The sequence below is a fragment of the Actinomycetota bacterium genome (assembly GCA_035759705.1).
In the GTDB taxonomy this organism is placed as follows: domain Bacteria; phylum Actinomycetota; class CADDZG01; order JAHWKV01; family JAHWKV01; genus JAJCYE01.
In genome coordinates, this window is record DASTUJ010000108.1 from 1 (window position 1) to 11,474 (window position 11,474).

At 66.1% G+C, this 11,474-nt stretch carries 14 protein-coding genes; 6 read left to right on the forward strand and 8 right to left on the reverse strand.

The genetic code is table 11. The features are described 5' to 3' along the window. On the forward strand, positions 1–322 hold a 322-nt coding region (locus VFV09_07450), incomplete at its 5' end, for a hypothetical protein (GenBank protein HEU4867546.1). On the opposite strand, the gene sepF is transcribed toward VFV09_07450, so the two are convergent. Together sepF and VFV09_07460 are read right to left on the reverse strand one after the other, a co-directional pair. Further along, positions 319–909 (reverse strand): cell division protein SepF, encoded by a 591-nt coding sequence (gene sepF, locus VFV09_07455; protein HEU4867547.1) that lies wholly within the window; start codon positions 907–909, stop codon positions 319–321. The two genes, VFV09_07450 and sepF, sit on opposite strands and share 4 nt — an antisense overlap. 75 nt (positions 910–984) lie before the next feature. Then, positions 985–1,812 carry a MaoC/PaaZ C-terminal domain-containing protein gene (locus VFV09_07460; GenBank protein HEU4867548.1) on the reverse strand — a complete coding sequence of 276 codons (828 nt, stop codon included), beginning with the start codon at positions 1,810–1,812 and terminating at the stop codon, positions 985–987. 52 nt (positions 1,813–1,864) lie between these two features. On the opposite strand from VFV09_07460, the gene VFV09_07465 reads away from it, so the two are divergent. The 3 genes from VFV09_07465 (at position 1,865) to VFV09_07475 (ending at position 3,545) form a co-directional block, all read left to right on the forward strand. Then, positions 1,865–2,350 carry a TIGR00725 family protein gene (locus VFV09_07465; protein ID HEU4867549.1) on the forward strand — a complete coding sequence of 162 codons (486 nt, stop codon included), beginning with the start codon at positions 1,865–1,867 and terminating at the stop codon, positions 2,348–2,350. Between the two features lie 110 nt (positions 2,351–2,460). Further along, a complete protein-coding gene (locus VFV09_07470) occupies positions 2,461–3,147 on the forward strand; it encodes a superoxide dismutase (protein HEU4867550.1) in 687 nt (228 codons plus the stop codon). Positions 3,148–3,368: 221 nt separating this feature from the next. Then, a complete protein-coding gene (locus tag VFV09_07475; protein ID HEU4867551.1) occupies positions 3,369–3,545 on the forward strand; it encodes a hypothetical protein in 177 nt (58 codons plus the stop codon). A gap of 45 nt (positions 3,546–3,590) precedes the next feature. Here VFV09_07475 and ligA read toward each other — a convergent pair whose 3' ends face one another. Genes ligA through VFV09_07490 form a run of 3 tightly spaced genes read right to left on the reverse strand, consistent with a single transcriptional unit; the run spans position 3,591 to position 7,851 of the window. Further along, a complete protein-coding gene (gene ligA, locus VFV09_07480; protein ID HEU4867552.1) occupies positions 3,591–5,609 on the reverse strand; it encodes an NAD-dependent DNA ligase LigA in 2,019 nt (672 codons plus the stop codon). Beyond that, positions 5,606–6,688: a tRNA 2-thiouridine(34) synthase MnmA gene (mnmA, locus tag VFV09_07485; GenBank protein ID HEU4867553.1), complete on the reverse strand. Its 1,083-nt coding sequence runs from the start codon at positions 6,686–6,688 to the stop codon at positions 5,606–5,608. Before mnmA ends, ligA begins: the two co-directional genes overlap by 4 nt. Beyond that, positions 6,685–7,851, reverse strand: a complete 1,167-nt coding sequence (locus VFV09_07490; protein HEU4867554.1) for a cysteine desulfurase family protein — start codon at positions 7,849–7,851, stop codon at positions 6,685–6,687. Before VFV09_07490 ends, mnmA begins: the two co-directional genes overlap by 4 nt. A 159-nt stretch (positions 7,852–8,010) precedes the next feature. On the opposite strand from VFV09_07490, the gene VFV09_07495 reads away from it, so the two are divergent. Beyond that, entirely contained in the window at positions 8,011–8,568 is a 558-nt protein-coding gene (locus VFV09_07495) for a hypothetical protein (GenBank protein ID HEU4867555.1), read from the forward strand. 5 nt (positions 8,569–8,573) lie between these two features. Here the strand turns inward: VFV09_07495 and VFV09_07500 are convergent, their stop codons facing one another. Next, a complete protein-coding gene (locus VFV09_07500; protein HEU4867556.1) occupies positions 8,574–9,557 on the reverse strand; it encodes an MBL fold metallo-hydrolase in 984 nt (327 codons plus the stop codon). Positions 9,558–9,632: 75 nt separating this feature from the next. Here VFV09_07500 and VFV09_07505 point away from each other — a divergent pair, with 75 nt between their 5' ends. Next, a complete protein-coding gene (locus VFV09_07505; GenBank protein HEU4867557.1) occupies positions 9,633–9,929 on the forward strand; it encodes a hypothetical protein in 297 nt (98 codons plus the stop codon). On the opposite strand, the gene murA is transcribed toward VFV09_07505, so the two are convergent. Then, positions 9,926–11,197, reverse strand: a complete 1,272-nt coding sequence (gene murA / locus VFV09_07510) for a UDP-N-acetylglucosamine 1-carboxyvinyltransferase (GenBank protein ID HEU4867558.1) — start codon at positions 11,195–11,197, stop codon at positions 9,926–9,928. The genes VFV09_07505 and murA overlap by 4 nt on opposite strands. A 19-nt stretch (positions 11,198–11,216) precedes the next feature. Beyond that, positions 11,217–11,474: a F0F1 ATP synthase subunit epsilon gene (locus VFV09_07515; GenBank protein ID HEU4867559.1), complete on the reverse strand. Its 258-nt coding sequence runs from the start codon at positions 11,472–11,474 to the stop codon at positions 11,217–11,219.

The following is an 11,474-nucleotide window of genomic DNA, read 5'->3' on the forward strand; positions in this document are numbered from 1 at the left end:
CGACGCGGCCCTGCTGTTCGCCCCGTCGGGAGACCTCATCCCCGTGGTCATGTCGGCTCTCGACCGGGGCGGCACCCTGGCGGTCGCCGGCGTCCACGTCACCCGGCCGGGACAGCTCGACTACCAGCGGGACCTGTTCTACGAGAAGACGCTGACCACGGTCACCGCCAACACCCGGCGGGACGGCGAGGAGTTCCTGGAGCTGGCGGGAAGGATCGGACTATCCATCTCGACACAGGCGTACGCGCTGGGGGATGCAGACTTTGCGTTGCGGGATCTGGCGGAGGGGCGGGTCCGGGGTGCTGCGGTTTTGCGGGCCTAAAAGCCCAGGCCGGTGTCCTCGACCAGGCGCCGCTTGTCCTCGGAGGAGACCTCCATCTCGGCCGGGGTGATCAGGTAGATCCGGCGGGAAAGCTTCTGTAGGTTGCCGTCCAGGCCGTAGACCAGGCCGCTGGCAAAAGCGACGATCCGGCGGGCAAGCTCGCTCTCGGCCTCCTCCAGGTTGACGATCACCGGCAGGCCACGACGCATGCGGTCGCCGATCTGCTGTGCGTCGCCGTAGGACTCGGGCCTCACGATGTGGACCTGCCCCACGCCGCGCGGGGGCGGGGGTGCAAGCTGATGGACCGACGCCAACTGTTCGGACCGGCGGGGCTCACGTTCGACCGGCTCCCCGCGGCCCTCGTAGTCGTACACCCGGGTGTCCTCGTAGGCGCGGGGGTCCTCTTCGTAGTTGCGGGCCGCCGCCTCGTAGCGCTCGTCGAACGCCCGAGCCTGCGGCTCGTAGCGTTCCTCGATCTGGGGACGAGCGGGCCTCCGCTGCTCAGGATCGCCGTAGGAAGCTATCTCTCCCTGCAGATCGTCCTCGACAAAGCCGAGGTAGATGAGCGCATTCTTCAGAAAACTCACGCTAAAAAGCCCATTTCTTTTGGTTGGACGGACTCACTATAACCGTCGGGTAGCGAAAATCTAGTGTGAATCCTGTTAATCCGAGTGAAGGAGATTCAGGCGGCCGCCCTTGAGCACCGCCGACCCCCGCGAGTTGACGGTCTCGAAGCCGTAGCTGCCGGCCCCCTCCCCCGGCGTGCGCCACGCTCTCGTCACCAGGCTCTGGCCCGGGAAAACCGGCCGGGCGAACTCCACACTGATGCGCCCGACCCGGGTCGGGTCGCCATCCGCAAGGTTGTCGACCAGGGCCTTGGCCGCAAACGCCATCGTGCACATCCCGTGCAGGATCGGATTCGGAAAACCGGCGTCCTTGGCCGCCGCCGAGTCGAGGTGGATTGGGTTGTGGTCGCCGGAAGCCTCGGCGTACCGGGCCGCCTGGTCCTCGGCAACCTCCTCCGGCGCCTCGAACACCGGCTCGTGCGATTCGGCCGAGACCGCTTTCGCTTTGATCGTGCCGGTGCGCCGGATGAACATCACGCTGCGGGCCTCGGCCGCGACAACGCCGGCCTGATTCGTAAGCGAGGTGGCGACCGTGAAGGTGTGGCCGGTGTCGGCGAGGTCGACCTCCTCCAGGACCGTCGAGACCTGCAGTACGTCGCCCGCCCGGATCGGGGCGCGCAGCAGGTGCTCCTGCCGGGCATGGACGAGCATCGCCATGTCGACTCCCAGCTCCGGGTCGTACATGACCTGGTTCAGCTGGTCGATACCCACTACGCAGGCAAAAGCCGGCGGCGCCACCGGGTCGGCGGAAAGCACTGCGGGGTTGGAGTCGTTGGTCGCCCGGGCGTACTTCTGGATTGCTTCGGCGGTCACCGTGTAAGCGGCGGAGGGGTACTGCTTGCCTGCCAGCTCCGCATTCAGCATCCTTCCTCCCCCCTTCCGATTGCCCGACCGCCTCCGACCTAATATATGACCCGTGGACCCCAGGACCTACATCAGCGTAGTCGGCCCGTCCGATGCGCCGCCGGACGTTCTGCGCATCGCCGAGGAGGTGGGAGCTTGCGTGGCCCGCGCCGGGGCGATCCTGGTCACGGGCGGCGGGAGCGGCGCGATGGAGGCCGCCTGCCGGGGCGCCAGGGCGGCGGGCGGCGTGACCCTCGGCCTGTTGCCGGGCTCTTCCCGCAGAGAGGGCAACACCTTTCTGGACGTCTCAGTCCCCACCGGGATGGGCGAGATGCGCAACGTCCTGGTGGTGCGATCGGCCGACGGCATCGTTGCGGTCGGCGGGGCTTTCGGCACCCTCTCGGAGATCGCCCTGGCTTTCAAGCTGGGCAAGCCGATTGTCGGCATAAGGACCTGGACCGCCTCGATCGCCGGCGAGACCGCGCCGATGCTCACCGCGGCGACCGCCGAGCAGGCCGTGGGTCTGTTGATGGCGGTTCTTCCCCTCCCCGACGATTAGGCGTCTGGTTACCCAAATACCTAGTTGGGGTAGATTTAGCCTAGGTCTTTAGGTTTTTTGCGGCGGCGAGTATTCGATCCGAGCCCGCCCGATCAAAGGGAGCACACGCAATGGGAAAGTACACTCTGCCCGAACTGCCGTACGCGTACGACGCGCTCGAGCCGCACATCGATGCCGAGACGATGAAGGTGCACCACACCAAGCACCACCAGACCTACATCGACAAGCTGAACGCTGCAATGGAGGGCGAAGAAAGCCTCGGCAACAAGACGGTCGAGGAGCTTCTCGAGGACTACGCCAACCTGCCCGAGCGGATCCAGAAGGCGGTTCGTAACCACGGAGGCGGCCACGCCAACCACAGCCTGTTCTGGAAGATCCTCACCCCGAACCAGGAGGACTCCGAGCCCCGCGGTCCCCTGGGCTCAAGCATCGAGGACCAGTTCGGCTCGTTCAGCCAGCTGAAGGACATCTTCAAGCAGACCGCCGTCGCACACTTCGGAAGCGGCTGGGCCTGGATTGTCATCGCCGCCGGCGAGCGCAAGACCAAGGACCAGAAGAAGCTTCTGGTGCTAAGCCTGCCGAACCAGGACTCCCCGCTCATGGGTGGCCACACCCCGATCCTCGGACTGGACCTGTGGGAGCACGCCTACTACCTGCAGTACCAGAACAAGCGCCCCGACTACATCGAGGCCTTCTGGAACGTTGTGAACTGGAAAGAGGTTGAAAACAACTACGGCAACGTCGAGAACGTGGCCATCAAGACCGGAATGTTCAAGGGCCGGGTCCTGGAGCGCTAGCCTCCCGAATCTCCAAAGAGCCCCCGCTGTGTGCGGGGGCTCTTTGCATGGACCTCCGTGCGGTTGAACGCCGGGTCAACTGGGTAAAGTTGTGCCAGCAAATAGGAGTCCTGGACAAGGCTTTTCGAGATTGAGCAGGACCTGACCAGCGCCCGTAACGTTGACCCCTTATGGTTAAAGCAGTCGTTTCAGCGCGCCGCCCCTTTCAGGAGGTTTTGGACATGGATATCGACCAGGAGTTCTTCAGCATCGTCGAACAACTCGGACCTTTGGGAGAGCTCAAGCTTCGTTCTCTAGAGACCCCCGCCAACCCCGGACAGGCCTGCGGATGCGGCCCCATGGACGATCAGTCCGGGGGATGCTGCAGCGGCCCGGAGGACGAAGCACCCGCTCTGTAAAGCGCCCAGCCACCAAACATTTGCGGCAGACCGGATATGACTCGGTCAGCCCGAGACGCCGCCCTCTAGTAGCTCCGCCAGGGTCTCCTCGTTCAACAACGGGATGCCCAGGGCCTCGGCCTTTGCCAGCTTGGAGCCAGGCTTCTCCCCCACCACGACGTAGTCGGTCTTCTTGGATACGCTCGAGACGACCTTGCCGCCTGCTTCCTCGATCACCTGCTGGGTTTCATCGCGGGACCACCGCTCCAGCCCTCCGGTAAGCACGAAACTCTTCCCGGTCAGGTGCCCCACCTTCGGCTCGACCCTGGCCTGCTCCAGAACGACCCCGGCGTCCGCCATCTTCTGGACGATCCCCTGGTTGCGGGGCGACTCGAAGAAGTCCCGGATGCGCTGGGCGACGATCGGCCCGATCCCCTCCACCGCGGTCAGCTCCTCGACAGTTGCCTCGCCGACGCGGGTCATCGACCCGAACTCGTCGGCCAGCAATCGGGCGGTGGGGGGTCCCACGTCCCGGATGCCCACCGCGACCAGAGCCCGGACCAGGCCGGCCTGCTTGGAGCTCTCGATCGACGCCATGAGCTGGTCGGCCTTCTTGTCCCCAAAGAGCGGCAGCTGGAGCAGCTGGTCCCGGGTGAGCGAGTAGATGTCGCCGGGGTCCTTCACAAAACCCATCTCCCGAAGCTGGATCGCCGCCTTGTACCCCAGGCCCTCGATGTCCATGGCACCCCGGCTGGCGAAGTGGAACAGCTCCTCGACGCCCCGCGAGGGGCACTCGTCGTTCGGGCAGCGCCAGACCGCCTCCCCCTCCTCACGCTGCAGCCCGGTGCCGCAGACCGGGCAGTGGGTGGGCATCACGAACACCTGCTCCTCGCCGGTCCGCTTCGACACGATCGGTGCGATGACCTGCGGGATCACCTCCCCGGCCCGTCGCACCAGGACGGTGTCGCCGATCCGGATGTCCTTGCGCTCCACCTCGTCGGCGTTGTGGAGGGTGGCCTGCGAGACCATCGCACCCGAAAGCCGGACCGGCTCCAGCAGGGCAAACGGCGTGACGGCGCCGGTGCGGCCGACGTTCACCACGATGTTGCGGAGTTTGGTGGTCTTCTCTTCGGGCGGGAACTTGTACGCAATCGCCCACCGCGGGCTCTTGGAGGTGTAGCCGAGCTCCTCCCGGGAGCCCAGGTCGTCGACTTTGACCACCACACCGTCGACCTCGAAGGAGAGGTCGTGCCGGTGGTTCTCCCAGTGCCGGCAGAACTCGAACGCCGCCTGCAGCTCCGAGAACGCCCGGTTGTGCTCCATTACAGGCAGCCCCAGGTCGATCAGGTACTGCATCTGGTCCGAGTGCTTGCGGAACCGCCGCCCGGGCACCGAACCGACCGTGTGGCAGTAAAGCCCCAGCTGGCGCCCGGCCGTAACCTGCGGGTCCTTCTGCCTGAGCGACCCGGCAGCGGAGTTCCTGGCGTTGGCGAACGGGCGAAGCTCGGCGGCGACCAGGCTCTCGTTCAGCTCCTCGAACGCCTTGACCGGCATGAAGATCTCGCCACGGACCTCCAGGAAGTCCGGGACGTCGCCGTCCTTCAGGGCCTTGGGCACGGTGGACATTGTCTTCACGTTGGGCGTGATGTCCTCGCCGGTGCGGCCGTCGCCCCGGGTGGCTGCGGTCGTGAGGCTGCCCTTCTCGTAGACCAGGTTTACGGCCAGGCCGTCGACCTTCAGCTCGCAGTAGAAGTCGGCGGCCGAGCCCAGGACGCGCTCGACCCGCTTACCCCAGGCCAGCAGTTCCTCCAGGCTGAACGCGTTGTCCAGCGACCACATCGGGTTGGGGTGCTTCAGCGACGCGAACAGAGCGGACGGTGCGGCCCCGACCTTCCGGGTGGGCGAGTCCTCGGTGACCAGCTCCGGGTGGGCCGCCTCCAGGGCCGCCAGCTCCCGGACCAGCTCGTCGTACTCGGCGTCCGAGATCTCCGGGTCGTCCTGGGCGTGGTACCGCTCGGAGTGGTAGTCGATCAGCTCCCGGAGCCGGACGATACGGTCCAGCGGGGTCGGATCTTCGTCGGTCAAGCCGCCGGCTCTCGTACTTTCAAGCGGCGAATGGTCCCGCCTCCGACGACCTCGTCGCCGTCGTAGAAAACCGCGGTCTGGCCGGGGGCCGGCCGGGCCTGCGGGGTGTCGAAGCGCACGGTGGCCAGGCCGCCGTCGAGTGCGACGGTCGCCGGAGCCTCGGTTCCCCGGTAGCGGCTCATGACCGACGTCCGGAACTCCCCTTCGGGCCGGGGACCGACGAAGCTGACCTCGCCCACCTGGATCTCCTCCACCTTCATCTCTCCGGCGCCGGCGACCACCACGGTGTTGTCGTCCGAGCGGATCTCCGCGACGTAGAGCGGCACGCCCAGGCCGATCCCCAGCCCCTTGCGCTGGCCGACCGTGTAGTGGGCGAAGCCCTTGTGGGTGCCCACCTCGGTCCCATCGGGGGTGACGATCCGTCCGGGCACCGACCCCTCGGGTATCTGCTCGTCGATGAACGAGTGGGTGTTCCCGTCGGGCACGAAACACAGGTCCTGGCTCTCGGGCTTGTTGGCGGTCCGAAGGCCGAGGGAAGAGGCGATCTCCCGGATCTCGGGCTTGGAGTACTCCCCCACCGGGAACCGGGCGAGCTCCAGCTCCTCCTGACCCAGCATGTGGAGCACGTAGCTCTGGTCCTTGTTGTGCTCGCGGGCCCGAAGCAGCCGGTACCGGCCGTCGACGCAGTCCGTGCGGGCGTAATGCCCGGTGGCCAGGATCTCGGCGTCGTACTGCCGGGCGCGGTCAAGGAGCGCGGCGAACTTGATCGACCGGTTGCACTCGACGCACGGGTTGGGCGTCAGGCCGGCGGCGTACTGGCGCTTGAAGTTGTCGATGACCGTGCCGGAGAACTCGTCGGCGAAGTTCAGCACGTAGAACGGGATGTCCAGGACCTGGGCCACCCGCCGGGCGTCCTCGGCGGCATCGAGTGAGCAGCAGCCGCTCTCGTTGTTGGCGGCGGCACCCTTCCAGAGCTTGAGCATGATGCCGATGACGTCGTAGCCGTCCTCCTTCATCAGCGCTGCCGCTACCGAGGAGTCGACCCCGCCGGACATCGCGACGACCGCCCTCGTCTTCAAGCGCCGCTCTTTGCGAACTTGGGTGCGATGGAACGCAGGCGGGCGACCACCTGGCTCAGGGTTTCTACCACCGCTTCGACGTCCAGGTCTACGCTCCCCCGCCCGAGCGACAGGCGCAGGGAGCCGTGCGCCATCTCCGGTGCGATGCCCATCGCCATGAGGACGTGGGACGGCTCCAACGAGCCCGAGGCGCACGCCGACCCACTCGAGGCCGCAACGCCCTTGGAGTCCAGCATCAACAGGAGCGACTCGCCCTCGACACCCTGAATACAGACGCTCAGGGTCCCGGGCACCCGGGGCGCCCCGGCGGCGTTGACCGTGACCCGAGGAATCGCTTCGACGATCCGGGCCTGCAGGCGGTCCCGGATCTCCCCGAGCCGGTCGCCCTGCTCGGAGACCTCGGCGGCCGAGATCTCCGCGGCCACGCCAAACCCGACGATTCCGGCGACGTTGGGGGTTCCGCTGCGCAGCTCCCGCTCCTGGCCGCCGCCGTGTAGCTGGGGAGCGATGGCGGTCTTGCGCCGCAGGTACAGCGCGCCCACGCCCTTCGGGCCGCCGAGCTTGTGTGCGGCAAACGCTGCCATGTCGACGCCCAGCGCCTCCACGTCGACCGGGATCTTGCCGAGCCCCTGGACCGCATCGGTGTGCACGAGTGCCCGGCTGTGCTCTTTGACCAGGTCGACGACCTCCCGCAGCGGCTGGATCGTGCCGACCTCGTTATTGGCCAGCATCACGGAGACGATCGCCGTCTCGGGCGAAAGGGCGGCCTTCAGGGCGTTGAGGTTGACCAGGCCGTTGCCGTCGACCGGGAGGAAGGTAACGCGGTAGCCCTGCCGCTCCAGCCACTCGGCCGAGTGGAGCACCGCGTGGTGCTCTATCGAGGTGGTGATGATGTGCCTGCGGCGGGGGTCCGCCTTGGCAATCGCCCCCTTGAGGGCAAGGTTGTCGGCCTCGGTTCCTCCGGCCGTGAACACGATCTCCGACGGCTGGGCCCCGATCGCATCGGCCACCCTCTCGCGGGCCTCTTCGAGGCCCTTTTTGGCCTCGCGCCCGGCGCCGTAGACACTTGAGGGGTTGCCGAAGAACTGCTGCTGGTAGGGCAGCATCGCCTCGATGACCTCGTCCATCATCGGGGTGGTGGCGGCGTAATCCAGGTAGACCATGGCCACCCATTCTAGGGCGTACCTGTCGCCTGAGCCTGCCACCGTCGCATACCCCCCAGGCGCATCCGCCAAACGGTTTACGCCCACGAGCGCAGGGTAGGAATCAGACAAGTGTGATTAGGGCAACTTAGCCCCAAGCGGAAGAAAGGAAGTAGCCCAATGGCTGGAGACATGGATCAGGAAATTCGTGACAACGCCGGCGACCGTATGCAGGACAACATCGAGAACGTCGAGGGCACCAAGAAGTGGGGCGACCTCGAGAACAACCCCGACGGCGAAGGTGGCGGCGGCGCAGCCGATGTCCCCGGCACCGACAGCCCCGAGGCCCAGCAGGCCCGCGAGGAGTTTCCCCGCGCCTCCGAAGAAGAGGTAATCGAGACCGCAGAAGCCGCGAAGGCATCCTTCGGCGGTACCGGTGGACTCGGTGGCGGCGGAGTGGAAAGCGAAGCCGACCCCGCGATCGCAACCGGTGAGAAGCCGGGCATGGGCAGTGACACCGGTCAGGAAGCGTCCGGAGACATCCCCTCCAAAGCCGAGGTGGACAACGCACCTGAGGTCGGAGATGGCGGCGAAGGCGAAGCCGAAGACAGCGGCGATGGCATGACGACTGGTCAGAAGTTCGCCAGCATCCTCGCCAGCGACGACAACATGAAGTGGGAGTCGAAGATCGCCGAGACGATGTCCGGCGGCGACGACGAGAACACCAAGGACATCTAGGCGATCTAGAACCTAAAGAAGTACTCCACGCCGTCGTCCCGAATCTCGTTGCCCGCCCGGCCCTGTGCCACGAGCACATCCAAGTGGGCAACGGCTTCGGAGACGGCTAGGAAGCGGCAGTAGGACTGCGCCTCCGGATAGAGGGTGGCCGAGATCTCGAAGGCGGTCACGCCCCCGGTGGTCAGGCAGTTCCACACCTGGTCGAGCCGGCGAGCGTGGTGTCTGCGCATGTAGGCGATTGTTTCGGCCGGGTTCTCTATGACCGGCCCGTGGCCCGGGTAGACCGCCACCAGGTCCAGAGACTGAAGCAGGTCCAGCGTTTCCAGGTAGAGCTTGAGACTGTGGCGCCTGCGGCTCGGCGAGTCGCCCTCCGGCTCCAGGATCGGTTCGATCAGCGGGTTGGGATACGAGTGCGGCAGAAGAGTGTCGCCGCCGAAGAGGATTCTGCGGTCCGGCTCCAGGAATCCCATATGCCCGTCGGTGTGGCCCGGCAGCGGAAGCGCCACCAGGTTGAAGCCACGAAACTCGAACACTTCGCCGCCCGACATCGGGCGGCATTTTAGTTGCGACACCCTGTGGACCCGGTTTACCCGCTTCTCGAGCTTTGAGATCTCCTTCAGGAGCAACTCCGGGAACCCGGCCTCCTGCAACCGGCGGCTCCACTCCCAGACCGGGCCGGTGTCGGCGATCCGCTCGATCTCCTTCTCGCCCATGTAGGCCTTCACGCGGCCTTCCCCGTTGCAGATCAGAGGCACGAGACCGTAGTGGTCGGGGTGACCGTGGGTGACAAGAATTTGTTCGAGGGAGTCTACGAACAGGCCCTTGGCGGCAAAGCCGAGCTTCAAGGCGTTCTCACCTGCGAGAGTGTTTACGCCTGCGTCGATAAGCGTCATCGGTTCCGACGCAACGATGTAGGCGTTGACTTGCCCAACCCCATAAGGAGTAGGAATCGGCAGGGTCTCGACCGGAAGGGTGTCTTGCAACCGCATCGCCCCCAGGATAGCCGGAACCGCCACCCTGCGTGGGAGCCCCTGACAGCGGACTATGCGTTACTCTCGGCTTCCATGCGTTCTACTCTTGCGTCCCGGTGCGCCCACCTGCTCGGGCTTGTCATTTTTGCCCTCGCCCTGATGGTGCCGGCGGCCACCTCAGCGGCAACTCCGGCCCCGTCCCCCGAGCCGACGGTAACGCCTTCCGCGGAAGCCACCCGGACTACGCTTCCGCCCTTCGGGGGCGACACCGCGCCCCGCCCGGTGCGGACGCGTCAGGACAAGATCATCAGCACGATTGCGCCGATAGCGATGGTGGTGGTTCTGATAGCCGGCCTGTACATCTACTGGCTGATCCGGAAGGGACTTTAGACGGGTAGAGCGGTGGGCTCCTCTACCAGTTCCACGTCGCCGCCCAGGCCCCGCAGCTTTCCGGCGAAGTCCTCGTAGCCCCGCTCGACGTAGTGGAAGTCGTGGACCTCGGTCTGTCCCTCGGCGCCGAGGGCCGCTACGACCAGCGCGGCTCCTGCTCGAAGATCCGATCCCCTCACCGGCGCCCCCTGCAGGCGACGCACCCCCCGAACCACCGCATGGTGGCCCTCGGTGCGGATGTCGGCCCCCATGCGCACCAGCTCCTGGGCGTGGTTGAAGCGGTTCTCGAAGACGTTCTCGGTGATGATGCTCGTTCCCTCGGCCGATGACAGGAACGCCATCATCTGGGGCTGGAGGTCCGTCGGGAATCCCGGATACGGAAGGGTGGCAAAGTCGACCGCCTGCGGCCGGTGGTCGCCGCTGACCCGGATGCCGCCGTCGGTTGGAGCCCACTCGGCGCCGGCCAGCTCCAGCTTTTCCAGGAAAATCTCCATGGTCTCCGGCTGGGCGCCTACCAGCTCGGCGTCGCCCCCGGTCGCCAGCACCGCCAGAGCGAAGGTGCCCGCCTCGATTGGGTCGGCAGACACCCGGTAGAAGGTCGAACTCATACGAGGCACGCCGGTGATCTCCACGGTAGAGGTCCCGGCTCCCCAAACCTGCGCCCCCATCGAGTTCAAAAAGCTCGCCAGATCAACGATGTCGGGCTCCCGAGCGGCGTTCTCGATCACCGTCACACCCTCGGCCAGGACCGCTGCGGTCATCAGGTTCTCGGTGGCCCCCCTGCTGGGGAACTCCAGGAGGACCCGCTTGCCGATCAGCTTCTCGACGATGCCCTCCAGGTAGCCGTGGTCGAAGGTGAACTTGACCCCGAGCTGGGTGAGCCCCGCCTCGTGCATGTCGATGGTGCGGCTTCCGATGTTGCAGCCGCCCGGCATGGCGACCCGGGCGTGGCCGGAGCGGGCCAAAAGCGGCCCCAGTACGTTGATCGATGCCCGCATGCGGCGGACCAGGTCGTAAGGGGCAACCGTGCTTATGTCACCGGAGGTGTCGATCCGCAGGGTGTTGCCGTCGAACGAGACGGTGGCGCCGAGGCGTTGAAGGACTTCGATCATCGTGAAGACGTCGCTGATCCGGGGGACGTTGTCCAGCACGGTCTCCCCGTGCCCGAGCAACGAGGCGGCCATCAATTTCAATGCCGAATTCTTTGCCCCGGAGATCTGCACCCGGCCCGAAAGCCGGGTGCCTCCGTTGATCGTCAGGTAGTTCACGACGAAGATGTACCCGCTTTTACGACGGTTCTCCCGAATCGGGCTCGGCCAGGATGATGACCTTGTCGTCCTTGACCGTCAAGAACCCGCCCTCGATCTGGAACTTGTGGTCGGCTCCGCCGGAGACGATCTTCACCTCGCACGCCGGAAGCTGCGCCAGGATCGGCGTGTGCCCCGGCATGATGCCGATCGACCCCTCCACGGTCATGGTGGAGATGAACTCCGCCTGACCGGTGTAGAGGTCGTCCTCGGCTGATACGAGCTGAACGTCGAGCAC

Excerpts from the sequence above, each read along its gene's own strand:
- VFV09_07460 (HEU4867548.1), bottom strand. The coding sequence starts at position 1,812 with ATGCTGAATGCGGAGCTGGCAGGCAAGCAGTACCCCTCCGCCGCTTAC.
- VFV09_07470 (HEU4867550.1), top strand. The coding sequence starts at position 2,461 with ATGGGAAAGTACACTCTGCCCGAACTGCCGTACGCGTACGACGCGCTC.
- VFV09_07475 (HEU4867551.1), top strand. The coding sequence starts at position 3,369 with ATGGATATCGACCAGGAGTTCTTCAGCATCGTCGAACAACTCGGACCT.
- VFV09_07505 (HEU4867557.1), top strand. The coding sequence starts at position 9,633 with ATGCGTTCTACTCTTGCGTCCCGGTGCGCCCACCTGCTCGGGCTTGTC.
- VFV09_07500 (HEU4867556.1), bottom strand. The coding sequence starts at position 9,557 with ATGCGGTTGCAAGACACCCTTCCGGTCGAGACCCTGCCGATTCCTACT.
- VFV09_07490 (HEU4867554.1), bottom strand. The coding sequence starts at position 7,851 with ATGGTCTACCTGGATTACGCCGCCACCACCCCGATGATGGACGAGGTC.
- VFV09_07495 (HEU4867555.1), top strand. The coding sequence starts at position 8,011 with ATGGCTGGAGACATGGATCAGGAAATTCGTGACAACGCCGGCGACCGT.